Annotated in this window: 21 protein-coding genes; 12 read left to right on the top strand and 9 right to left on the bottom strand. The window is 63.1% G+C overall.

Annotated elements, in window-relative coordinates; genetic code table 11:
- Positions 1-27: 27 nt before the first annotated feature.
- The 7 genes from NKI50_RS24775 to NKI50_RS24745 form a co-directional block, all read right to left on the bottom strand.
- Positions 28-561 carry an NADPH-dependent FMN reductase gene (locus NKI50_RS24775; RefSeq protein WP_352481121.1) on the bottom strand — a complete coding sequence of 178 codons (534 nt, stop codon included), beginning with the start codon at positions 559-561 and terminating at the stop codon, positions 28-30.
- 40 nt (positions 562-601) lie between these two features.
- A complete protein-coding gene (locus tag NKI50_RS24770) occupies positions 602-1,222 on the bottom strand; it encodes a pyridoxamine 5'-phosphate oxidase family protein (protein WP_352481060.1) in 621 nt (206 codons plus the stop codon).
- Positions 1,223-1,313: 91 nt separating this feature from the next.
- Positions 1,314-1,979, bottom strand: a complete 666-nt coding sequence (locus NKI50_RS24765; protein ID WP_023721875.1) for a septation protein A — start codon at positions 1,977-1,979, stop codon at positions 1,314-1,316.
- A gap of 60 nt (positions 1,980-2,039) precedes the next feature.
- Positions 2,040-3,803, bottom strand: coding sequence for a signal recognition particle-docking protein FtsY (gene ftsY, locus NKI50_RS24760; protein WP_352588007.1), 1,764 nt, complete (start codon positions 3,801-3,803; stop codon positions 2,040-2,042).
- Positions 3,804-3,814: 11 nt separating this feature from the next.
- Positions 3,815-5,116: a tRNA (N(6)-L-threonylcarbamoyladenosine(37)-C(2))-methylthiotransferase MtaB gene (mtaB, locus tag NKI50_RS24755; RefSeq protein WP_352494045.1), complete on the bottom strand. Its 1,302-nt coding sequence runs from the start codon at positions 5,114-5,116 to the stop codon at positions 3,815-3,817.
- A complete protein-coding gene (dapF, locus tag NKI50_RS24750) occupies positions 5,116-6,000 on the bottom strand; it encodes a diaminopimelate epimerase (protein WP_352641044.1) in 885 nt (294 codons plus the stop codon). Before dapF ends, mtaB begins: the two co-directional genes overlap by 1 nt.
- Positions 6,001-6,074: 74 nt before the next feature.
- Complete coding sequence (locus tag NKI50_RS24745) at positions 6,075-6,236, bottom strand: DUF1328 family protein (RefSeq protein WP_031195454.1); 162 nt, start codon at positions 6,234-6,236, stop codon at positions 6,075-6,077.
- Positions 6,237-6,525: 289 nt separating this feature from the next.
- Between NKI50_RS24745 and NKI50_RS24740 the strand changes: the two genes are divergently transcribed.
- A complete protein-coding gene (locus NKI50_RS24740; protein ID WP_352641043.1) occupies positions 6,526-7,785 on the top strand; it encodes a flavin-containing monooxygenase in 1,260 nt (419 codons plus the stop codon).
- On the opposite strand, the gene NKI50_RS24735 is transcribed toward NKI50_RS24740, so the two are convergent.
- Positions 7,782-8,792 carry an MBL fold metallo-hydrolase gene (locus NKI50_RS24735; RefSeq protein ID WP_352588018.1) on the bottom strand — a complete coding sequence of 337 codons (1,011 nt, stop codon included), beginning with the start codon at positions 8,790-8,792 and terminating at the stop codon, positions 7,782-7,784. The genes NKI50_RS24740 and NKI50_RS24735 overlap by 4 nt on opposite strands.
- A gap of 281 nt (positions 8,793-9,073) precedes the next feature.
- Here NKI50_RS24735 and NKI50_RS24730 point away from each other — a divergent pair, with 281 nt between their 5' ends.
- The gene (locus NKI50_RS24730; RefSeq protein WP_023723103.1) at positions 9,074-9,613 is read left to right on the top strand and encodes a protease inhibitor Inh/omp19 family protein; all 540 of its coding nucleotides are present in this window, start codon (positions 9,074-9,076) and stop codon (positions 9,611-9,613) included.
- A gap of 83 nt (positions 9,614-9,696) precedes the next feature.
- On the top strand, positions 9,697-10,893 hold the full coding sequence (gene zapE / locus NKI50_RS24725; RefSeq protein ID WP_352717870.1) for a cell division protein ZapE: 1,197 nt from the start codon (positions 9,697-9,699) through the stop codon (positions 10,891-10,893).
- 87 nt (positions 10,894-10,980) lie between these two features.
- On the opposite strand, the gene NKI50_RS24720 is transcribed toward zapE, so the two are convergent.
- Positions 10,981-11,409 carry a GNAT family N-acetyltransferase gene (locus NKI50_RS24720; protein ID WP_352717868.1) on the bottom strand — a complete coding sequence of 143 codons (429 nt, stop codon included), beginning with the start codon at positions 11,407-11,409 and terminating at the stop codon, positions 10,981-10,983.
- Between the two features lie 232 nt (positions 11,410-11,641).
- Between NKI50_RS24720 and mdh the strand changes: the two genes are divergently transcribed.
- From mdh to lpdA, 9 genes are all read left to right on the top strand, one after another.
- Entirely contained in the window at positions 11,642-12,610 is a 969-nt protein-coding gene (mdh, locus tag NKI50_RS24715; RefSeq protein ID WP_023723107.1) for a malate dehydrogenase, read from the top strand.
- A 41-nt stretch (positions 12,611-12,651) separates the two neighbouring features.
- A complete protein-coding gene (gene sucC, locus NKI50_RS24710) occupies positions 12,652-13,845 on the top strand; it encodes an ADP-forming succinate--CoA ligase subunit beta (RefSeq protein WP_352481052.1) in 1,194 nt (397 codons plus the stop codon).
- A gap of 4 nt (positions 13,846-13,849) precedes the next feature.
- A complete protein-coding gene (locus tag NKI50_RS24705) occupies positions 13,850-14,221 on the top strand; it encodes a cupin domain-containing protein (protein WP_023723110.1) in 372 nt (123 codons plus the stop codon).
- A gap of 49 nt (positions 14,222-14,270) precedes the next feature.
- Entirely contained in the window at positions 14,271-15,173 is a 903-nt protein-coding gene (gene sucD / locus NKI50_RS24700; RefSeq protein WP_352717865.1) for a succinate--CoA ligase subunit alpha, read from the top strand.
- A gap of 125 nt (positions 15,174-15,298) precedes the next feature.
- Positions 15,299-18,286: a 2-oxoglutarate dehydrogenase E1 component gene (locus tag NKI50_RS24695; protein WP_352717863.1), complete on the top strand. Its 2,988-nt coding sequence runs from the start codon at positions 15,299-15,301 to the stop codon at positions 18,284-18,286.
- Positions 18,287-18,334: 48 nt separating this feature from the next.
- A complete protein-coding gene (gene odhB / locus NKI50_RS24690; RefSeq protein ID WP_352481049.1) occupies positions 18,335-19,636 on the top strand; it encodes a 2-oxoglutarate dehydrogenase complex dihydrolipoyllysine-residue succinyltransferase in 1,302 nt (433 codons plus the stop codon).
- A gap of 23 nt (positions 19,637-19,659) precedes the next feature.
- Complete coding sequence (locus NKI50_RS24685; protein WP_352481048.1) at positions 19,660-20,187, top strand: hypothetical protein; 528 nt, start codon at positions 19,660-19,662, stop codon at positions 20,185-20,187.
- Complete coding sequence (locus tag NKI50_RS24680) at positions 20,184-20,933, top strand: SDR family oxidoreductase (RefSeq protein ID WP_502900377.1); 750 nt, start codon at positions 20,184-20,186, stop codon at positions 20,931-20,933. Before NKI50_RS24685 ends, NKI50_RS24680 begins: the two co-directional genes overlap by 4 nt.
- A 17-nt stretch (positions 20,934-20,950) precedes the next feature.
- On the top strand, positions 20,951-22,357 hold the full coding sequence (gene lpdA / locus NKI50_RS24675; RefSeq protein ID WP_352717859.1) for a dihydrolipoyl dehydrogenase: 1,407 nt from the start codon (positions 20,951-20,953) through the stop codon (positions 22,355-22,357).
- Positions 22,358-22,624 lie beyond the last annotated feature (267 nt).

The raw sequence follows: 22,624 nt of genomic DNA, 5'->3' as shown, positions 1-22,624 counted from the left end.
GGGATACGACAGCACGATGGCCGCCACTTAACGCGAGCGGATGAAGCCCGCGAAGGCCGAAACGGCGCTGCGCATCGCCAGCCGGTTTTCCGGTTCCGCCAGGATTTTCTCCACCTCCGGCGGCTTCTTGCCGAGCAACGCGATTTCGAGCGCTGCTTCCTCATAGAGCGCGAAAGACATTGTCCGCATGATCTCGGCAAGTGCGGCGCGGGCAAACAGCGAGCGCGGCGAGGCATGTACCAGCATGGCCGGTTTGCCGACGGCTGCATCGCGCGACACCAGCCAGTCGAGCGCGTTCTTCAGGCCGCCTGGCACACCATGGGCATATTCCGGGCAGGAGACGATGACGCCGTCAGCGGCGGTGACCGCGTCGATCAGCGCCGCTGCTTGCGGTGGCGTTCGCTCGCCTTCGTCGTCGGGGTTGAAGATCGGCAGCCGCCCAAGCCCATCGTAGACGGCGACGTGACAGTCCGGCAGCGCGTTTTGCGCGAGTGCCGCGACCAGGGCCGAATTGGTCGAGGCGGCGCGCAGGCTGCCAGAGATGGCGAGGATGTTGAGCAAGGAAATGGAGACCGGCTCGAGCGATTCGTCGCCGGGCACACTACCACATGGTCTCTCTGTATTCCTCGTCCAGCCAGCGGTCGGTCGCCTCGGCCGAATCGGCGAGCGCCAACTGGTCGCGCAGGATCTGGCCGAGCGTCGGCAGCGTCGCGCGGTCGTACCAGCTCTCCGGCTTCCACAATTCGGAGCGCATGAAGGCCTTGGCGCAATGCATGTAGGCGGCCTTGACCGTCACCACGACGACGCTTTGCGGTGCCTTGCCGTCGACCGCCAGCCGCTCACGCAATGACGCATCGACGGTGATGCGGGCATCGCCATTGACACGCAGCGTTTCGTTCATGCCGGGAATGAGGAAGAGCAGCCCGATCGAGGGATTGAGAAGGATGTTCTCCAGCGTGTCGAGCCGGTTGTTGCCGGGCCGGTCGGGGATGGCGATGGTCTTCTCGTCAAGCACTGTTACGAAGCCCGGCCTGTCGCCCTTCGGCGTCACATCGGCATTGCCGGCGCCGTCGGACGAGCCGATCAGCACGAAGGGGCTCTTGCCGATGAAGGAACGGCAGTGGCCGTCCAATGCCTTCAGTTCCTTGCGGATCGAACCGTCGGTCGGCCGAGGCGTCTTGTAGATCGTCCTCAACTCGTCGCGCGTGGTGATGAATTCCATGCCCCTCTCCTCCTATTCTGACGCAATTCCCTAGGGAAAGCGCTACGCGCTTTTCCCCGGAAAACCGCTACACACTTTTCTTGGAATTGCTCTATTTGCCGGCTTTCTCTTCCTTGGCGGCCTTGTCCTCGAGCGAGTGGCGCAGGATCAACGGCATTTGGCTTAACGTGAAGACAAGGGTAATGGGAATCGTGCCCCAGACCTTGAAATAAAGCCAGGTTTCCTCAGAAAAATTGCGCCACACGACCTCGTTCAGCACAGCCAGAAAAAGGAAGAAAAGCCCCCATCGGAAAGTGAGCTTGCGCCAGCCTTCGGCGTCGAGATTGAAGGCGGAATCAAAGACATAGCCCAACAGCGATCTGCCAAACGCCAACCCGCCAAGCAGCGTGATGCCGAACAGGCTGTTGATGATTGTCGGCTTCATGAAAGCGAAGGTCTTGTCCTGCAGCCACAGCGCCAGCGCACCAAACACAAACACGACGATGGCCGAGACCAGCGGCATGATCGGCCAGCTGCGCGTCAAAATCCACGAAACGCTGAGCGACAGCGCCGTCGCCACCATAAAGAACGCTGTGGCAATCAGGATAGGCTCGCCGATATGGCTGAGGATCGGGAATTTCCCGACAAGCCACGCGCCGCGGATGGTGGTGAAAAAGAACACCAGACCAGGCCCGAGTTCGAGCAGGAATTTCAGGCCGGAGTTCAACGCCTTGCGTCGCGGATCGGACAGGTCGCGTTCGAGGATGGGTGGGTTCATGGGATCCTTCTTACGCACGATCCAATCCAAAAAGTCTGCAACTTTTCGGGATCATGCTCGTCAAGCCACGCCAGCGATCGCCCTGGCGAACTCGCTTGCGGAAAAGGGTTCGAGGTCGTCGACCTGTTCGCCGACGCCGATGAAGTAGACCGGCAATTTGTGCTTTGCCGCGATCGCCACCAGAATACCGCCGCGCGCCGTGCCGTCCAGCTTGGTCATCACCAGGCCGTTGACGCCGGCGACATTGCGGAAGATCTCGACCTGGTTGAGCGCATTCTGGCCGGTGGTGGCATCGACCGTCTGCAGCACGGTGTGCGGCGCTTCCGGATCGAGCTTGCCCAGCACGCGGACGATCTTTTCCAGTTCCGCCATCAGTTCGGTCTTGTTCTGCAGCCGCCCGGCGGTGTCGATGATCAGCACGTCGGAGCCGGCCTCCTTCGCCCGCTCGAAGGCGTCGTAAGCGAGGCCGGCGGCGTCGGCGCCGAGCTTCGAGGCAATGACCGGCGAGTTGGTGCGCTCGCCCCAGATCTTCAACTGCTCGATCGCGGCGGCGCGGAAAGTGTCGCCGGCGGCGAGCATCACCGAGAGGCCGCCATCGGTCAGCTTTGCGGCGAGCTTGCCGATGGTCGTGGTTTTCCCCGTGCCGTTGACGCCGACGACCAGGATGACATGCGGCTTGTGGCTGAGGTCGAGTTCCAGCGGCATGGCGACATGGGTCAGCACCTTCTCCACCTCCGCCGCCATGATGGCGCGGACTTCCGTCTCGGAGACATCCTTGCCGTAGCGGCTGGCGGAGAGCGCGTCGGTAACGCGCAAAGCCGTCTCCATGCCGAGATCGGCGCGGATCAGCACATCCTCCAGGTCCTGCAGCGTGTCCTCGTCGAGCTTGCGCTTGGTGAAGACGCCGGCGATGTTGCCGGACAACTCCCTGGAAGAGCGGGCAAGCCCGTCTCGCATGCGCTGGAACCAGGAGCGCCTCGGCGCCGGTTCGGGCGCTCTTTGCGGCTCGGCCTTCTGCTCGACCTTCTTGGTTACGGTCACCTTGCCGGGGGCAGGTTTTGGCTCCGGCGATGGTTGCGGAATGGCCTCTGGTTCGGGCGCAATCTCGGTCAAGACCGGTTTCGTTTCGACCGGGGCGGGCTGGCGGAGCGGAGGCGGGATTTCGGCCGGCGGCGCTTCGGGCGCTGCGGAGGGGCTCTCGGCGGGCGGTGCGGTATCTTGCAGAGGTTCGCGCTGCCCCTCACCCTTTCCCGTTCCGGGGCGAGCCGCTTGTCTCGCCGGTCCTTCGGACCCCCGTGAAGGACGGAGAGAGGGGGACGTCAGCGTTGCAGCTTCTTCTTCATCGCTTTCAAAAGGAGGCTCGGCCTGCCGATCAGCCCCCTTCTCCCCGTCACCATACGGGGAGAAGGTGCCGGCAGGCGGATGAGGGGCAGCGCCAGCTTCCGATGACCGAGGCTCAGTCTGGACAATCTCCGGCTGCTCCGGCTCGGGAATAACAAGCTCGGCCGGGATTTCTTCCGGCTCCTCAGCAGGCGTTTCCGACTCCGGCTGGATCTCTGGCTCGGGCGGAATGGTTGGTGCGGGTTCGAGCGGTGGCTGCGGCGCGGGCGGCGCTTCCGTCTCGACAGACGGCGGAGGCGCAGTGTCTGCCTCGGGCCGCGACTCTTCGCGTTTCAAAAACTCCGGGACGGCCTGCTCGGCCGCCGGCTTCAGCGCCTCCAGTTCGTCCCATTTGATCGGCGGCAGCGGTGCGGTCTCGTCGGGCCGCTCCTCGACAACTTCCTTCTTGCCGAACGAAAATATCTTCTTGAAAAACCCGGCCATGTCTTGCGCTCTCAGGCGGCGCGGGCGGCAAGCGGCGCGGCGATCAGTCTGATACCGTCATTGCCGGCGATATCAGCCTCGACGATGTCGCCCGGCGCCCCGGCTGACAACACGGCCAGCGTAAACCCTTCGGTGCGGCCGAGCCCATCGCGCTCGACCAGGATCGACTGGCGTGTGCCAGCGAGCGAGGAAAGGTGACGGCGGTAGGCGACCTCGCCGGCGGCGCGCAACCGTGCGGCGCGCTGCTTGACCATTTCGCGGCGAAGCTGCGGCATGCGCGCGGCGGGCGTGCCCTGGCGCGGCGAAAACGGGAAGACATGGAGATGCGTCAGGCCGCATTCCTCGACGATCTCCAGCGAGTTTTCGAACATGGCATCCGTCTCCGTCGGGAAGCCGGCGATGATGTCGGCGCCGAAAACGATGCCGTGGCGCAGTTTGCGCACATCCTCGCAAAAGCGGATCGACTGGTCGCGGCTGTGCCGGCGCTTCATCCGCTTCAGGATCATGTCGTCACCCGATTGCAGCGACAGGTGCAGATGCGGCATCAGCCTCGGCTCGGTGGCGATGGCGTCCAGCAGATCGTCGTCGGCCTCGATCGAATCGATGGAAGAAAGCCGCAGGCGTTTCACGTCTGGCACCTGCTTCAGGATGGTCTTGACCAATTTGCCGAGCTTCGGTGCGCCCGGCAGATCGGCGCCAAAACTGGTCATGTCGACGCCCGTCAGCACGATCTCGGCATAACCATTGCCGGCGAGTCGCTTGACCTGCTCAACCACGGCGCCCATCGGGACCGAGCGCGAATTTCCGCGACCGTAGGGAATGATGCAGAAGGTGCAGCGGTGGTCGCAGCCGTTCTGCACCTGGACAAAAGCGCGCGCCCGGCCCTCGATGGCGTCGACCATGTGGGTGGCCGTTTCGCGCACCGAAAAGATATCGTTGACGCGCGCCTTTTCGGTGTCGTTGACGCCGAAATCCGGCAGCGCGCGATATGAATGCGCCTTCAGCTTCTCCTCATTGCCGAGGACGAGATCGACCTCGTCCATGGCGACGAAATCCTTCGGGCCGGTCTGCGCGGCGCAGCCGGTGACGATGATGCGGGCGGCCGGGTTCTCACGGCGGGCTTTTCTGATCGACTGCTTGGCCTGGCGCACCGCCTCGCCGGTGACGGCGCAGGTGTTGAAGATGATAGCGCCGCCTTCGAGCCCGCCGAGGCCCGCACTTTCGGCTTCACGCCGCATCACCTCGGATTCATAGGTGTTCAGCCGGCAGCCGAAGGTGACGACGTCGATACCCCTGTTGCCACGAGGAGCCATCAGGCGGCGCTTTCGGTGTCGCGCGCCCACGCCCCGGTCGACGGATCGAAGCTGCCGGAAAATTCCCATTCGGCGGCACCGGTCAGGATGACGTGGTCGTCGTCGCGCCACAGGACGTGCAGCGAGCCGCCGCCGGGCGTCATCAGCGTGACGCTGCGGCCGGTGCGCCGGGTGCGGGCCGCGGCGACCACGGCGGCGCAAGCAGCCGAGCCGCAGGCCTTGGTCAGTCCGGCGCCGCGCTCCCAGGTGCGGATGGCCATGGTCTCCGGCGAAGTCACTTGCGCGATGGTGATGTTGGCGCGCTCAGGGAAGATCGGGTGGTTTTCGAGCAGCGGGCCGAAGCGCTCGAGTTCATAGGACCGGACGTCGCGGTCGACCCAGAAGATGGCGTGCGGATTGCCCATCGAGACGACCGACGGCGAATGCAGTACCGGCGCATCGATCGGGCCGATCTGCAGTTCGATCATGCGGGTGTCGCGAAACTCCTCGGCCAGCGGGATGTCCCGCCAGCCAAAGCGCGGCTTGCCCATGTCGACCGAGATCATTCCGTCGGCATGTTCCTCGGCATTGAGGATGCCGGCGACTGTTTCAAAGGCAAATGTCTTCTGGCCCGTCTCGGCGGCGAGCGCCTGGACGACACAGCGCATGCCGTTGCCGCAGGCTTGCGCACTGGTTCCGTCGGAATTCAAGATGTCGATGAAAAAGGCGGTGCCCGGCGTCCTGGGATCGTGGATCGCCATGATCTGGTCGAACCTGGTCGCGGCGTCGGCATTAAGCGCGACGGCTGCCGCAGGCGTTACGCGATCGGCACGGCCACGCATATCGGCAACGATGATTTCGTTGCCGATACCGTTCATCTTGGCGAAAGGGGCCGCGCTTGCCATGGATCGAAAGGTCTCTTGCCGATTTGGCGCCTATATGGCGGATACCGGCCGAAATTACCAGTGCGGCATGCTTTTCAGGTCACCGCGAATACGCCAAGCACGATCAGCAGGAAGATGATCAGCACGATGCCGATGAGGATGCGGGCGCCGGTTGCGGCGGCTCCAGCCAGTGCCGGCATGCCGAGCAGGCTTGCCGCGGCCGCGATAATCAAAAGAATGATGATCCACCTGATCATGAGAGACACCTCGCAGCCGGCAGGTTTGAACACCTACAAACGCTTCTGCGAGGGCTTGGGTTCCCTGCGGTGGCTGGGCGGGTCGAGGACCTGGCTGTGATATGCAGCTACGGATGCAATGTTGTCATGGTGTTGAATGAACGCTACCGTTGTGTCGATTTGACGTCCGGGAATGGATATTTCGCTGCTAAGCAATCTTGGATCCCTTTTTTCGTCTTACCCAAGATCTTCACCGCACCGAGACCGTAAGCTGACGACGTGTTTGGCGGGCCGGCGATAGAGTTTTCCAATGACTGAGCGTTGGGACACGATCATTATTGGTGGCGGCCAGGCGGGGCTCGCCATGAGTTACTATCTTCACCAACATGAACGTGAGCATGTCGTGTTGGAACGCGCGCGTATTGCCGGACGCTGGCGGACTGAGCGTTGGGATTCGCTTCGGTTTCAATTCATCAACCAGGCAATAGAGCTTCCTGGGGTTTCTTATCAGGACCCTGAACCGGAAGGATTCGCCCACCACACCGCCATCACGCGGTTCATCGAGCACTATGCGGCAAAAATTGCAGCTCCGGTTCGCGAGGGTGTGGAGGTCACGAAGCTCCGACACAGGGATACCGGCGATTATGCGTTGGAGACAAACGCCGGCAGCATGACGGCCCGCAATGTCGTTGTGGCGACGGGCCCTTTCCAGCGTTCGATGGTACCGGCGGCGGCCAAGGATTTGCCTCGATCCGTTTACCAGGTTCACGCTTCGAGGTACCGCAACCCCGACGAGCTTCCCCCCGGAGTGGTGCTGGTGGTGGGCAGTGGTGCATCCGGTAGCCAGATTGCGGATGAACTCCAGCAATCCGGGCGCGATGTCTATCTTTCGGTCAGTCCGCATCGTCGGGTGCCGCGGCGCTATCGCGGCCAGGATGTCTTGTGGTGGTTCGACAAAATGGGACGTTTCGAGATCACTATCGATAGTTTCCCGGAGCGGCGGTATCCCCCCTCGACCGTCGTAACCGGTGTCAACGGCGGTTACGATATGAACGTCCGCCGTTTTGCACGCGATGGTGGAGTGGTGCTGGGACGTGTACTCGGATGCGCCGATGGAAAACTGTTGGTGGCCGGGGATGCCTCGCAGATATTGGCTGAAGCCGATAGGTCCTATGACGATTTTGTCTCCGCGGCAGAGGCGCTGGCAGAGAAACCTGAAGTCGCGGACCACATCAGCGATGGCAATGAACGCTCAGCAACGCCAATCCTGGCGGAAGTCGGCGGCGCCCGGTCAGTGGATATCTCCGGTGAGAACGTCGGCTCGGTCATCTGGGGAACGGGATATCGCTTCGACTATAACTGGATCGATTTACCAATTTTCGATTCGCGCAACGCACCTATTCAACAGCGTGGCGTGACAGCCTTTCCCGGCCTGTACTTTCTTGGCCTTCATTGGATGCATACCTTCGGCTGCGGCCTTCTTTCATATGTGGGCCGCGACGCCGCCCATATAGCCAGGCATATGGAAGCTTTGCAGCCGCCTTCGCCGTCAGGCCAGCCGCCGCGCTAAACCTCTGGCACGTCCCAGACTTCGCCCGGCTGCAAGGCACGGAAACGATCCCGCGGCAGACCGGCGGCTCCAAGCGCTTCGCCGAGCTTTCTGGCCGGCTCGTCGATCGGCTCGTTGGTGAGCCGGAATGTGCCCCAGTGGCAGCCGGCGGCATAGCCAGCGTTGCACAAAAGCATGCCTTGCACCGCCTCCTCCGGATCCTGGTGATGCGGCGCCATGAACCAGCGCGGCTCGTAGGCGCCGATCGGCAGGATGGCGAGGCGGAAGCCGCCATGCTTTTCAGCCATCAGCCGGTAGTTGATACCGCCGTGGAAGCCGGTATCGCCGGCAAAATAGATCTTTGCACTTGGCGTTTCGACGACGAAACCCGCCCACAGCGCCATGCGCCGGTCGCGAGTACCGCGGGCCGACCAGTGGTGCACCGGCTCGACATGCACGGCGACGTCATCGCCGATATCGACCCGATCGCCCCAGTCATGCGCGGAAAGCCGCATACCGGGAACGGCAGCGCCGATGATGGCGTCGTTGCCGAGCGGCGTCAGCAGTAGCGGGTCGTGCGTTGCCTTCAGGCGCTTCAGCGTGGCGAGGTCGAGATGGTCGTAATGGTTGTGGCTGACCAGCACGAGGTCGATCGGCGGCAGATGGGAAAAGGCGATGCCCGGCGGATTGACGCGTTTCGGCCCGGCGAACGAGATTGGCGAGACACGCCGCGACCAGACCGGATCGGTAAGGATGTTCAGGCCGGCTGTCTGGACGAGCAGCGAGGAATGGCCGACCATGGTGAGGCGGAGCGCTGCACCATCGATCCGCTCGACCGGTCTTGCCGGTGGAAACGGACTCGGATTCGCCGCCGGCCATTTCGAGCGCTCGCCGCTCAATTGCCATTTCAACAGATCGGCAAAGCGACCCGGCGGCCGGCCGTCGGGATTGAAGAACAAGGTGCCGTCGAAATGATCGCTGGGCGGGCCGCTGTAATAGCGGTTGGCGGCTCTCTTTCTCGCGGCCAAGAAATCGGCTCCCTGCAGTTTGCTGATCGCCAAGAGATAATGCCGGAGCCAGCTGGCGCAAGCATTTGAGGTGAACGTCAAGGATTTGGAGCCGGCGCGCCGTATCGCACCGACCCGGAGGTATCAGCCAGGCAATGTGCATTTTGCGATAAATTTGCAACATTAGCGGCGCAAACCGTATTTTAACCATATCGGGTTGAAATTTCGCCACCTTCTCCATCTTGGTGAGAGGGACATTGCGCGGACGGCACCCCCCAGCCGGATCCGACGGAGGTTGAAGAATGAGATTTTCGAAAACCGGCCTGCTGGCCGTATCGCTGGCCGCGCTCGTTGCGAGCGGCTGTTCAACCTCGCGGTTCTCATCAATGGACGAGCAGCAGCCGGCGCCGCTGGAAGCTGCGCCCGCCGGCAAGGTGACTGCAAACCAGCTGCCGCCCCCGGCGACACCCGGCCCGGCCGATCCGTCGAAATTTCCAACCGCGCCGCAGAACACCCAGGTCGCCTCGTTGCCGCCCGACGGGACGGCGCCGGCCGGCGCGGCCGACCTGACCGCCTCCAGCGTCGCCGGCGTGTGGAAGGCAAGCGTGTCCGGCCAGAGCTGTCAGGTGGCGACGCCGCAGACCAAATTCGGCTCGGGCTATCGCGCCGGACCGCTGCATTGCCCGGCGCCGCTCGACGGCATCAAATCCTGGAACGTCGCCGGCAAACAGCTGACGCTCTTTGACGAGAACGGCGGCACGCTGGCACGGCTGTATTCCTCGGGCGGCGAGAAATTCGACGGCCAGACTTCCAACGGCCTGCCGATCTCGCTTACAAGGTAATCGAACCGCCCCTATTGTTACGCAATTCCGGACAGAAAACCGCTACACACTTTTCTTGGAATTGCTCCGGAACGACGTGACCGATGCATCTGCGTGACGGCCTCCAGACCCATGCGACCGTCAAGCAGCGCTACGACCATCTGGTCGAGACGGGCGCCATCGGGCGCGACCCGGCGCAGGAGCGGATCGCCGCTGCGCTCGACCGGCTGATCGACGAAATATCGGCAAAGCGGCTGGCGCATAAATCAAGCGCACTTGGGTGGCTGTTCGCCCGCAAGCGCGAAGTGCACGAGGCAGTCAAGGGCCTCTACATCCATGGCGGCGTCGGCCGCGGCAAAACCATGCTGATGGATATGTTCTTCGAGCTGCTGCCGGTGCGGCGCAAGCGCCGCGTGCATTTCAACGATTTCATGGCCGACGTGCAGGATCGCATCCAGAAGCACCGGCAGGCTCGCAAGAACGGCACGGCCAAGGAGGACGATCCGATCCCACCGGTGGCGCGCGCGCTGGCCGAGGAAGCCTGGGTGCTGTGCTTCGACGAGTTTTCGGTCACCGACATCGCCGATGCGATGATCCTGTCCAGGTTGTTTTCGGCGTTGTTTGCCAATGGCGTGGTGCTGGTCGCCACTTCCAATGTCGCGCCGCAGGAGCTCTACCGTGACGGCCTGAACCGTCAGTTGTTCTTGCCGTTTGTTGCTATCTTGGAGCGCCACGCGCAGGTGCTGGCGCTGGACGCCGACAAGGATTACCGCCTCGACAAGCTCAGCCGCATGCCGGTCTACGTCACCCCGGCCGATGCCGCCGCCGACCATGCGCTCGACGACGCCTGGGCGGTGATGACGCATGGCAGGCCGACGGCCGAGACGATGCTGTTGGTGAAGGGCCGGCATGTCGTAGTGCCGCGTGCTGCCGGCGAGGCGGCGCGGTTTTCCTTCGCTGATCTCTGCGAGAGGCCGCTCGGCGCCCGTGACTATCTTGCCATCGCCGGCCGTTTCTCGACCATCTTCATCGACCATGTGCCGGTGCTCGGCGAAGGCAAGCGCAACGAAGCCAAGCGCTTCATCCTGCTGGTCGATACGCTCTACGATCATCATGTGCGGCTGGTGATGAGCGCCGCAGCACCGCCGCCGCAGCTCTATACGGCCAAGCGCGGCAACGAGGTCTTCGAGTTCGAGCGCACCGCATCGCGGCTGATCGAGATGCAGAGCCACGACTGGCTGGAGGATTGGGTGGAAAGGCAGAAGGCGCGGGGATCATCGACAGAGGCGCGGCAGGCTTAGGGCTAGGAGCCCGATGCCCAGCAGGCTGATCTGCAGCGCTCCTTCACACCTGTCCAGCCATCGTTAAAAGGGTCCGTCCCGCCGCGTCTATAATCGATAAACATACATCACAAAATCCTCCGCCGGCCCATGCGGCACCTTTCGCGACTCGTAAAGTGCGCGAGCAGCAACATTGTCCGGCTCGGTGCCGACCCAGGCCTCCTCACAACCATGCTCGCGACCGAGTGCGAACATGGCGTCGAGCATCCTCGTCGCAATGCCCTGGCGTTGAAAGGCCGGCGCCACGCCGACCTCGTCTATGTAGAGTTCGCTCACCTTGTCCGGGTGCCGGTGGACGATCGCGGCGCATTGGCCGATAACGACGCCGTCGGCGAGGGCCACGATCATGAAATGGCCGGGCGCCGCGAGATAGGCAGAGAGTCGATCCGGCCTGACCGGCTCATCGAGAACCTCGTCGGCAACCCGCATCACAAGGGCGTCATCGCCCGGAAATAGCCTTCTGATTTCAGATGCCATTGTGTAGAATTCCTCTAGCCGGCTTCAGAACTTTTACGTTTACGTAAGTCCCATTGTTTCTAACCGATTGAAATTACTCACTCCAAAATAATCGTTTGAATTTTTGCACGGCCGGGGCTATTGCGTGCGGCGAATTTCGCGGTTCCGCAGCATTCCGGCCTCTTCCTCCGACGCCGTCATCAAATCGTCAAGGATTTGGGCGCCGTCATAGTCAAAGGGAAAACATCCTGACATGGCACGCAACAAGATAGCGCTCATCGGCTCGGGCATGATCGGCGGCACCCTCGCCCACATGGTCGGCCTCAAGGATCTCGGCGACGTCGTGCTGTTCGATATCGCCGAAGGCATCCCGCAAGGCAAGGGGCTGGACATCGCGCAGTCGTCGCCGGTCGATGGGTTCGACTCCAGGCTGACCGGCGTCAACGACTATGCCGGCATCGAGGGCGCCGACGTCTGCATCGTCACCGCCGGCGTGCCGCGCAAGCCCGGCATGAGCCGCGACGATCTTCTGGGCATCAATCTGAAGGTGATGGAGCAGGTCGGCGCCGGCCTCAAGAAATACGCGCCGAAGGCCTTCGTCATCTGCATCACCAATCCGCTCGACGCCATGGTCTGGGCGCTGCAGAAGTTTTCCGGCCTGCCGAAGAGCCATGTCGTCGGCATGGCCGGCGTGCTCGACAGTTCGCGCTTCCGTTATTTCCTGGCCGAGGAATTCAAGGTCTCGGTCGAGGATGTCACCGCCTTCGTGCTCGGTGGCCACGGCGATTCCATGGTGCCGATGATCCGCTATTCCACCGTTGCCGGCATCCCGCTGCCCGACCTCATCAAGATGGGCTGGACCTCGAAGGAGCGGCTCGACCAGATCGTGCAGCGCACCCGCGACGGCGGCGCCGAGATCGTCGGCCTGCTCAAGACCGGTTCGGCCTTCTACGCGCCCGCCGCCTCGGCCATCGCCATGGCCGAAGCCTATCTCAAGGACAAGAAGCGGGTGCTGCCCTGTGCTGCCTTTCTTTCCGGCCAATATGGCGTCAAGAACACCTATGTCGGCGTTCCCGTGGTGATCGGCGCCGGCGGCGTCGAGCGTATCATCGAGATCGAACTGGCGAAAAGCGAACAGAAGATGTTCGACAGTTCGGTCGCCGCGGTGCAGGGTCTGTGCGACGCCTGCGTCAAGATCGCTCCGCATCTCGCGGCCAAATAAGCCGGCAACCAAGCCCGCCAAACAAGCTGGAGATATAGCGCATGAACATCCATGAGTATCAGGGCAAGGCGCTGCTGAAAGGTTTTGGCGCACCAGTGGCCGAGGGCGTGCCGGTGTTCAAGGCGAGCGAGGCGGAAGCCGCCGCCAAGGCGCTGCCCGGCCCGCTCTATGTGGTCAAGAGCCAGATCCATGCCGGCGGCCGCGGCAAGGGCAAGTTCACGGAGCTCGGCGCCGATGCGAAGGGCGGCGTCAGGCTGGCGAAGTCGGTGGCCGAGGTCGTCGCCAACGCCAAGGAGATGCTCGGCCATACGCTGGTCACCAAGCAGACCGGCCCGGCCGGCAAGCAGGTCAACCGGCTCTACATCGAGGACGGCGCTGACATCGAGCGCGAGCTCTATCTGTCGATCCTGGTCGACCGCTCGGTCGGGCGCGTCGCCTTCGTCGTCTCGACCGAGGGCGGCATGGACATCGAGGCGGTCGCCCACGACACGCCGGAAAAGATCATCACCGTCGCCATCGACCCGGAAAAGGGCGTGACGGCCGACGATGTGAACACGCTCAACGCCGCACTGAGGCTCGACGGCGACGCCGCCAAAGATGGTGGCACGCTGTTTCCGATCCTCTACAAGGCATTTGTCGAGAAGGACATGAGCCTGCTCGAGATCAACCCGCTGATCGTCATGAAGAGCGGCCGGCTGCGCGTGCTCGACGCAAAAGTGTCGTTCGACAACAATGCGCTGTTCCGCCACCCGGACGTGCTCGAATTGCGCGACACCACCGAAGAGGACGAGAAGGAGATCGAGGCGTCGAAATACGACCTGGCCTATGTCGCGCTCGACGGTAATATCGGCTGCATGGTCAACGGCGCCGGCCTTGCCATGGCGACGATGGACATCATCAAGCTCTACGGCGCCGAGCCGGCCAACTTCCTCGATGTCGGCGGCGGCGCGTCTAAGGAAAAAGTGACGGCGGCGTTCAAGATCATCACCAAGGATCCAGCGGTCAAAGGCATTCTTATCAATATCTTCGGCGGCATCATGAAGTGCGACATCATCGCTGAGGGCGTCATCGCCGCGGTCAAGGAGGTCGGCCTGCAAGTGCCGCTGGTTGTGCGGCTGGAAGGAACCAATGCCGAGCTCGGCAAGAAGATCATCAACGACAGCGGGCTGAACGTAGTGTCGGCCGATGATCTCGACGATGCGGCCAAGAAGATCGTGGCGGCGGTGAAGGGCTGAGTCTGTGCCTCCGCACAAGATAAACCTCGTCGAGGCGGCGGATACGAAGATCAAGAAGGTCTTCGATCCGCATATTGCCGGCGACGTCAACGATTCCCAGGTCAAGATCGCCAAGTTCGGCGACGTCTTCGACTGGCACGCGCACGACAATGAAGACGAGGCCTTCCTGGTGCTGCGCGGCCGCATCGCCATCGATTTCCGCGACGGCACGGTGGAGCTTTCCAGCGGCGAGTTCATCGTCGTGCCGCGCGCCGTCGAGCACCGGCCGCGCTCGCTGAGCGAAGAACCTGTTGTGCTGATGTTCGAGCCGGCGACGACGCTCAACACCGGCAACGCCAAGAGCGACCTGACCGTCGCCGAGCTGAAGCGGTTGTGACGATGAGCGCGCGGCCTTCCCCGATCAACGGTTTTTGAAAAGGACCACCATGTCCATTCTCGTCGACAAGAACACCAAGGTGCTGGTGCAGGGCCTGACCGGCAAGACCGGCACGTTCCACACCGAACAGGCGCTGGCCTATCACGGCACGAAAATGGTCGGCGGCATCCATCCCAAGAAGGGCGGCGAGATCTGGACCGGCGCCAAGGGCGAGGCACTGCCGATCTTCGCCACCGTAGCCGAAGGCAAGGCGAAGACCGGCGCCAACGCTTCGGTCGTCTACGTGCCGCCGGCGGGTGCCGCCGAAGCGATCCTGGAAGCGATCGAGGCCGAGATCCCGCTGATCGTCTGCATCACCGAGGGCATACCGGTGATGGACATGATCAAGGTCAAGGCGAGGCTCGACCGCTCGAAATCGCGGCTGATCGGGCCGAACTGCCCCGGCGTGCTGACCCCCGACCAATGCAAGATCGGTATCATGCCCGGCAACATCTTCCGCAAGGGCTCGGTCGGCGTTGTTTCGCGCTCGGGAACGCTTACGTATGAGGCGGTGTTCCAGACCACCAATGTCGGTCTCGGCCAGACCACCGCCGTCGGCATTGGCGGCGATCCGGTCAAAGGCACGGAGTTCATCGACGTGCTGGAGATGTTCCTTGCCGACGATGAGACCAAGTCGATCATCATGATCGGTGAGATCGGCGGCTCGGCCGAGGAAGGCGCCGCGCAGTTCCTCAAGGATGAGGCAAAGCGTGGCCGCAGCAAGCCGATGGCGGGCTTCATCGCCGGGCGCACGGCGCCGGCGGGCCGCACCATGGGCCATGCGGGCGCGGTCATCTCGGGCGGCAAGGGCGGCGCGGAAGACAAGATCGCGGCGATGGAATCGGCCGGCATCAAGGTATCGCCGTCGCCAGCACGGCTCGGTACGACGCTGGTCGAGGCGATCAAAGGATAAGTGAGTAGCGAGTAGTGAATAGCGAATAGGAAAAACAGAGTAACGGCGCGAACCAGGGAAATCCTTACTCACTACTCTCTATTCGCTCTGAAAAGGAGACGGAGCAGGCGCTCCGCGGAAAAAAAATGGCAAGACAAGATCAGGCCAACGACCAGTTTTCGCTTACCTCGTTTCTCTATGGCGGCAATGCCGACTATATCGACGCGCTTTATGCCGCTTATGAGGACGATCCCGCGTCGGTCGATCCCGAATGGCAGGACTTTTTCGCGGCGCTGAAGGACGACGCTGGCGACGTGCGCAAGAATGCCAAGGGCGCCTCATGGGCCAAGCCCTCCTGGCCGATGCAGGCCAACGGCGAGCTTGTCTCGGCGCTGGACGGCAATTGGGGCCTGGTCGAAAAGCACATCGAAAAGAAGGTCAAGGACCGAGCAGCCGGCAACGGCGCAGCGCTTTCCGACGCCGACGTGCATCAGGCGACGCGCGATTCCGTCCGCGCCATCATGATGATCCGCGCCTTTCGCATGCGCGGCCACCTGCATGCCAATCTCGATCCGCTCGGCATTGCCAAGCCGCTCGAGGATTATAACGAGCTGTCGCCGGAGAATTACGGCTTCACCGAAGCCGATTACGACCGGCCGATCTTCCTCGACAATGTGCTCGGGCTGGAATTCGGCACCATCCGGCAGATGCTCGACATCCTGACCCGGACCTATTGCTCGACGCTCGGCGTCGAATTCATGCATATCTCCGATCCCGAGGAGAAGGCCTGGATCCAGGCGCGCATCGAGGGCGCCGACAAGGAGATCTCCTTCACCGCCACCGGCAAGAAGGCGATCCTGCAAAAGCTGGTCGAGGCCGAAGGCTTCGAGCAGTTCATCGACGTCAAGTACAAGGGAACCAAGCGCTTCGGCCTCGATGGCGGCGAGTCGCTGATCCCGGCGCTGGAGCAGATCGTCAAGCGCGGCGGCCAGCTCGGCATGAAGGAGATCGTGCTCGGCATGGCGCATCGCGGCCGGCTGAACGTGCTGTCGCAGGTGATGGCCAAGCCGCACCGCGCCATTTTCCACGAGTTCAAGGGCGGCTCGGCCGCGCCCGACGAGGTCGAAGGCTCGGGCGACGTGAAGTACCATCTCGGTGCCTCATCCGACCGCGAGTTCGACGGCAACAAGGTGCATCTGTCGCTGACCGCCAACCCATCGCATCTGGAAATCGTCGATCCGGTGGTGATGGGCAAGGCGCGCGCCAAGCAGGATTATCTGTTTGGCCGCAGCCGCGAGGAGATCGTGCCGCTGGAAGAGCGCGCCAAGGTGCTGCCGCTGCTGCTGCATGGCGATGCCGCTTTTGCCGGCCAGGGCGTGATTGCCGAAATCCTTGGCTTGTCCGGCCTGCGCGGCCACCGCGTCGCCGGCACGCTGCATTTCATCATCAACAACCAGATCGGCTTCACCACCAACCCGCGCTTTTCGCGTTCGTCGCCCTATCCGTCCGACGTGGCCAAGATGATCGAGGCGCCGATCTTCCACGTCAATGGCGACGATCCGGAAGCCGTGGTCCATGCCACCAAGGTGGCGATCGAATTCCGCATGAAGTTCCACAAGCCTGTCGTGGTGGACATGTTCTGCTACCGCCGCTTCGGCCACAATGAGGGCGATGAGCCGGCCTTCACCCAGCCGATCATGTATCGCAAGATCCGCAACCAGAAGACGACCATGCAGATCTATGCCGACCGGCTGATCGCCGAAGGCCATATCAGCCAGGCCGAGCTCGAAAAGATGAAGGCCGACTGGCGGGCGCATCTCGAGCAGGAATTCGAGGTCGGCCAGCACTATAAGCCGAACAAGGCGGACTGGCTGGACGGCGCCTGGTCCGGCCTGCGCTCGGCCGACAACCAGGACGAACAGCGGCGCGGCAAGACCGCGGTACCGGTCAAGACGCTGAAGGAGATCGGCAAGAAGCTGACCGAGGTGCCGAAGGATTTCGAGGCACACAAGACGATCATCCGCTTCCTCGACAACCGCCGCCAGGCGATCGAATCGGGCGAAGGCATCGACTGGTCGACGGCCGAGGCGCTGGCCTTCGGCGCCATCCTGCTCGACGGCAATCCGATCCGGCTGTCCGGACAGGATTCGGAGCGCGGCACCTTCTCGCAGCGCCATTCCGTGCTCTACGACCAGCGCGACGAGACCCGCTACATCCCACTCAACAATCTGTCGGCGGCGCAGGCCGGGTTCGAGGTCATCAACTCGATGCTGTCGGAAGAGGCCGTGCTCGGCTTTGAATATGGCTACTCGCTGGCTGAGCCGAAGGCGCTGACGCTGTGGGAAGCGCAGTTCGGCGACTTCGCCAATGGCGCCCAGGTGGTATTCGACCAGTTCATCTCGTCGGGCGAGCGCAAGTGGCTCAGAATGTCGGGCCTCGTCTGCCTGCTGCCGCACGGCTATGAAGGCCAGGGGCCGGAGCATTCGTCGGCCCGGCTCGAGCGCTTCCTGCAGCTTTGCGCGGAAGACAACATGCAGGTCGCCAACGTCACGACGCCGGCCAACTACTTCCACATCTTGCGCCGGCAATTGAAGCGGGACTTCCGCAAGCCGCTGATCCTGATGACGCCGAAGTCGCTGCTGCGCCACAAGCGGGCGGTGTCGACGCTGCCGGAAATGTCGGGCGAAAGCGCCTTTCACCGGCTGTTGTGGGACGACGCCCAGCTGCTGTCGGGCCAGGCCATCAAGCTCACCAAGGATTCGAAGATCCGCCGTGTCGTGCTCTGTTCGGGCAAGGTCTACTACGACCTCTACGAAGAGCGCGAGAAGCGCGGCATCAACGACATCTACCTGCTGCGCGTCGAGCAGCTCTATCCGTTCCCGGCCAAGGCGCTGATCACCGAACTGTCGCGCTTCCGCAATGCCGAGATGGTGTGGTGCCAGGAGGAGCCCAAGAACATGGGCGCCTGGTCGTTCATCGATCCGTATCTCGAATGGGTGCTGGCGCATATCGACGCCAAGCACCAGCGGGTACGCTATACCGGCCGGCCGGCCGCCGCCTCGCCGGCGACCGGATTGATGTCGAAGCATCTCGCCCAGCTTGCCGCCTTGCTCGACGACGCGCTTGGTGAATAGAACAGAACTGGGCGGATAAAATAGAACCGAAAGAAACGGACAGGCACAATGGCAACCGAAATCCGCGTCCCGACACTTGGTGAATCCGTCACCGAGGCGACCATCGGCAAATGGTTCAAGAAGGTCGGCGACGCGATCGCCGCCGATGAGCCGCTGGTCGAACTCGAAACCGACAAGGTGACGGTGGAAGTGCCGGCCGCCGCCGCGGGCACGCTCAGCGAGATCGCCGTCAAGGAAGGCGAGACGGTTGGCGTCGGGGCGCTGCTCGGCACGATTTCGGCAGGCGCCGGCGCAGCAGCCAATGCTGCCGCCGCTCCGGCAGCGAAGCCGGACGCGGTGTCGCAGGCCTCGGCTCCGACCGCGGCCTCGAGCGTCCAGCAGGCCGCGGCCGAGACGGCCAAGATCGCCGGCGACGCCGGCGCGATTGAGACACGCACAATGCCGCCGGCGCCGTCGGCGGCAAAGCTGCTGGCCGAGCACAATCTTGCGGTCGACCAGGTCTCGGGCTCGGGCAAGCGCGGCCAGGTGCTGAAAGGCGACGTGCTCGACCTGATCGCCAGGGGCGCGCCGTCGCAGCCGGCCGAAATGCCAAAGGCAGCACCTGTGTCGGCACCTGTCGCCGCGCGCGCGCCGTCCTCGGCCGACGATGCGTCGCGCGAGGAGCGCGTGCGCATGACCAAGCTGCGCCAGACCATCGCGCGCCGCCTCAAGGAAGCGCAATCGACCGCCGCGATGCTGACCACCTTCAACGAGGTCGACATGAGCGCGGTGATGGCGCTGAGGAGCAAATACAAGGACGTGTTCGAGAAGAAGCACGGCGTGAAGCTCGGCTTCATGGGTTTCTTCACCAAGGCCGTCACCCATGCGCTGAAGGAGATCCCGTCCGTCAACGCCGAGATCGACGGCACCGACATCATCTTCAAGAACTACGCCCATATCGGCGTCGCCGTTGGTACCGAAAAAGGCCTTGTCGTGCCGGTCGTGCGCAATGCCGACCAGATGTCCATCGCCGAAATCGAGAAGGACATCGGCAGGCTCGGGCTTGCGGCGCGCGACGGCAAGCTATCGGTTGCGGATATGCAAGGCGGCACGTTTACGATTTCCAACGGTGGCGTTTACGGGTCGCTGATGTCGACGCCGATCCTCAATGCGCCGCAGTCGGGCATTTTGGGCATGCACAAGATCCAGGAGCGGCCGGTGGTGGTCGGCGGCCAGATCGTCATCCGGCCGATGATGTATCTGGCGCTGTCCTACGATCACCGCATCGTCGACGGCAAGGAAGCGGTGACGTTCCTGGTGCGGGTCAAGGAAAGCCTGGAGGATCCCGAGCGGCTGGTGCTCGACCTCTAGGGGCGGCCCGAGTGAGCCGGAGAATGGATCTGCGCCACCGGATTGGTTCCTCTCGTTTCCGGTCCGGTTTGTTTGTCACGATCTCCGCACTCGGCGTGCAGACGGTCTCCGCTGCGCTTGCCGCCTGCCCGCTCGAACTGGCCGTCTACGGCGACACTGAAAACGCAGCCGAGATCGATTTCAGGCCAACCGGCGAATCGGCCGCCGTCACCAACAGTTTCAAGATGGTGCTCGACAAGGGCGTCGTTCTCGACGGAATCGTCATGTGGACGGAGGGCGTGGCGCGGCCGCATGGCTCACTGATGTACAAATGCCCGGCCGGCGACGTCACCGGCGACGAGCTCGCCGCCTGCACTGTGTGGGAGGGGGTCATCTATACGGCCGACGACCAGGGCAATATCGCGTTGCTGCCGGGCGAAGGAAAGGATGCGCCGAAGAAGCTGATCCTGCCCGATCTGGGGGCGTCGTTGCAGATGTCGGCGGCCTATGGCGCCAACGGCTTTTCCAAGGTGCCCTGGGACGTCTTTGCCCTGAAAGGATGTCAGGAATGAGCGGAAAAATCCTGCTGGTGACCGGCGGCAGCCGCGGCATTGGCGCCGCTACATGCAGGCTTGCCGCCGAGGCCGGCTACCGCGTTGCGGTCAATTACGCGTCGAATGCAAAAGCGGCCGAAACGGTGGTCGCCGACATCGAGGCCGGCGGCGGAGAAGCCTTTGCCCTCAAGGCCGATGTCGGCAGCGAGACGGATGTGCTGGCCATGTTCGAGGCGGTCGAAGACCGCTTCGGCGGGCTTGATGCGCTGGTCAACAATGCCGGTGTCGTCGACAGCCTGTCACGGGTCGACGAGATGTCGTTCGCGCGGCTCGAGCGCATGATGCGGATCAATGTGATTGGGCCGATGCTTTGCGCACGCGAAGCGGTGAAGCGCATGTCGACCAGAAATGGCGGCAAGGGCGGCGCCATCGTCAATTTGTCTTCGATCGCGGCAAGGCTTGGCGGGGCAGGTCAATATATCGACTACGCAGCCTCCAAGAACGCGATCAACGCCTTCACTGTCGGCCTGGCGCGGGAAGTGGCCGAGGAAGGCGTCCGTGTCAACGCGGTCAGCCCGGGCATCATCGACACGGAAATTCATGCCTCCGGCGGGCAGCCGGATCGCGCCGAGAAAATGGGCCGGGTGGTGCCGATGCAGCGCGCAGGCACTGCCGAGGAAGTCGCGGCCGCAATTCTCTGGCTGCTGTCGGACGAGGCCTCCTATACGACAGGCGCCAATCTGGAAATCGGCGGCGGCCGCTAAAGCAAAGGGACAGTATCATGGCCTATGACGTCGTTATCATCGGATCGGGACCGGGCGGCTATGTCTGCGCCATCAAGGCGGCACAGCTCGGCCTGAAGACGGCGGTGGTCGAAAAGAACCCGACCTTCGGCGGTACCTGCCTCAACATCGGCTGCATCCCGTCAAAGGCGCTGCTGCATGCGTCCGAGCTGTTTGCCGAGGCCGGCCATTCCTTCGACGCGCTCGGCGTCGAGATCGGCGCGCCCAAGCTCAATCTCGGCAAGATGATGGCACACAAGGATGCGACGGTGACGGCCAACGTCAATGGCGTCGCCTTCCTGTTCAAGAAGAACAAGATCGACAGTTTTCGCGGCACCGGCAAAGTAGTTGCGGCTGGCAAGGTGTCGGTGACCTCCGATGACGGCAAGGTCGAGGAGATTGAGACCAAGAACATCGTCATCGCCACCGGCTCCGACGTCGCCGGCATTCCCGGTGTCAAGGTCGATTTCGACGAGAAGGTGATCGTGTCGTCGACCGGCGCGCTGTCGCTGGACAAGGTGCCGGGCCATCTGGTGGTGGTCGGCGGCGGCGTCATCGGGCTGGAGCTCGGCTCGGTATGGGCGCGGCTCGGCGCCAAGGTCACCGTGGTCGAGTTCCTCGACACCATCCTGGGCGGCATGGATGGCGAGGTCTCCAAGCAGTTCCAGCGCCTGCTGTTGAAGCAGGGCTTTGAGTTCAGGCTGGGCGCCAAGGTGACCGGCGTCGCCAAGGCCAAGAAGGGAGCGACGGTCACCTTCGAGCCAGTCAAAGGCGGGGCGGCCGAGACGATCGAGGCCGACGCCGTGCTGATCGCGACGGGACGACGGGCCTATTCGGACGCTCTCGGGCTTAAGGAGGCAGGCGTCGACGTCGACGAGCGCGGCTGGGTCAAGACCGACGGCCATCTCAGGACCAAAGTCCCCGGTATCTACGCCATCGGCGATGTCATCGCCGGCCCGATGCTCGCCCACAAGGCCGAGGACGAGGGCGTGGCGGTGGCCGAAACCATTGCCGGCCAGGCCGGGCATGTGAACTATGACGTGATTCCAAGCGTCGTCTACACCACGCCGGAAATCGCTTCGGTCGGCAAGACCGAAGAAGAATTGAAGAAGGCCGGCGTCGACTACAAGGCGGGAAAATTCCCGTTCAGCGCCAATGGCCGGGCGCGCGCCATGCTGCACACCGACGGCTTTGTGAAAATCCTGGCCGACAAGGCCAGCGACCGCGTGCTCGGCGTCCACATCGTCGGCTTCGGCGCCGGCGAGATGATCCACGAGGCGGCGGTGCTGATGGAATTTGGCGGCTCGTCGGAAGACCTAGCCCGCACCTGTCACGCCCATCCGACAATGTCGGAGGCGGTCAAGGAGGCGGCACTGGCGACGTTCTTCAAGCCCATCCATATCTGAGCAAACGCGGTGAATCGCAAAGCTTAGAGATTGGCTGAAACAGCCGCGATTCGTCATCCCAGGGCGGAGCAGGAGCGGAGCGATGTCGCGGAGACCCTGGGATCCATGCCGTTACCTAAGCGGCAGTGTTCCGGCGAACCAGAATCGAGTGCCTCTTCGCATCGGCTGGTAACCGGTGATTCAGTTGTGTGCGTCAAGTTCTGCAAAAATGGCGTGGCAGTAGCTGTGACGTCGGCGTGTCCGCCGCGCAGCCCCCGTGTTTAGCGG

Source organism: Mesorhizobium sp. M0563, from assembly GCF_040321065.1.
Classification (GTDB): Bacteria; Pseudomonadota; Alphaproteobacteria; order Rhizobiales; family Rhizobiaceae; genus Mesorhizobium.
The sequence above is the reverse complement of the archived record's forward strand: the minus strand, read 5'-3'. Positions and strand labels throughout refer to the sequence as shown.

What these genes read in the sequence shown, in the direction of transcription:
- NKI50_RS24770 (WP_352481060.1), bottom strand. Translation starts at nt 1,222, where the DNA reads ATGGAATTCATCACCACGCGCGACGAGTTGAGGACGATCTACAAGACG.
- NKI50_RS24765 (WP_023721875.1), bottom strand. Translation starts at nt 1,979, where the DNA reads ATGAACCCACCCATCCTCGAACGCGACCTGTCCGATCCGCGACGCAAG.
- ftsY (WP_352588007.1), bottom strand. Translation starts at nt 3,803, where the DNA reads ATGGCCGGGTTTTTCAAGAAGATATTTTCGTTCGGCAAGAAGGAAGTT.
- mtaB (WP_352494045.1), bottom strand. Translation starts at nt 5,116, where the DNA reads ATGGCTCCTCGTGGCAACAGGGGTATCGACGTCGTCACCTTCGGCTGC.
- dapF (WP_352641044.1), bottom strand. Translation starts at nt 6,000, where the DNA reads ATGGCAAGCGCGGCCCCTTTCGCCAAGATGAACGGTATCGGCAACGAA.
- NKI50_RS24745 (WP_031195454.1), bottom strand. Translation starts at nt 6,236, where the DNA reads ATGATCAGGTGGATCATCATTCTTTTGATTATCGCGGCCGCGGCAAGC.
- NKI50_RS24740 (WP_352641043.1), top strand. Translation starts at nt 6,526, where the DNA reads ATGACTGAGCGTTGGGACACGATCATTATTGGTGGCGGCCAGGCGGGG.
- NKI50_RS24730 (WP_023723103.1), top strand. Translation starts at nt 9,074, where the DNA reads ATGAGATTTTCGAAAACCGGCCTGCTGGCCGTATCGCTGGCCGCGCTC.
- zapE (WP_352717870.1), top strand. Translation starts at nt 9,697, where the DNA reads ATGCATCTGCGTGACGGCCTCCAGACCCATGCGACCGTCAAGCAGCGC.
- NKI50_RS24720 (WP_352717868.1), bottom strand. Translation starts at nt 11,409, where the DNA reads ATGGCATCTGAAATCAGAAGGCTATTTCCGGGCGATGACGCCCTTGTG.
- mdh (WP_023723107.1), top strand. Translation starts at nt 11,642, where the DNA reads ATGGCACGCAACAAGATAGCGCTCATCGGCTCGGGCATGATCGGCGGC.
- sucC (WP_352481052.1), top strand. Translation starts at nt 12,652, where the DNA reads ATGAACATCCATGAGTATCAGGGCAAGGCGCTGCTGAAAGGTTTTGGC.
- sucD (WP_352717865.1), top strand. Translation starts at nt 14,271, where the DNA reads ATGTCCATTCTCGTCGACAAGAACACCAAGGTGCTGGTGCAGGGCCTG.
- NKI50_RS24695 (WP_352717863.1), top strand. Translation starts at nt 15,299, where the DNA reads ATGGCAAGACAAGATCAGGCCAACGACCAGTTTTCGCTTACCTCGTTT.
- odhB (WP_352481049.1), top strand. Translation starts at nt 18,335, where the DNA reads ATGGCAACCGAAATCCGCGTCCCGACACTTGGTGAATCCGTCACCGAG.
- NKI50_RS24685 (WP_352481048.1), top strand. Translation starts at nt 19,660, where the DNA reads ATGGATCTGCGCCACCGGATTGGTTCCTCTCGTTTCCGGTCCGGTTTG.
- NKI50_RS24680 (WP_502900377.1), top strand. Translation starts at nt 20,184, where the DNA reads ATGAGCGGAAAAATCCTGCTGGTGACCGGCGGCAGCCGCGGCATTGGC.
- lpdA (WP_352717859.1), top strand. Translation starts at nt 20,951, where the DNA reads ATGGCCTATGACGTCGTTATCATCGGATCGGGACCGGGCGGCTATGTC.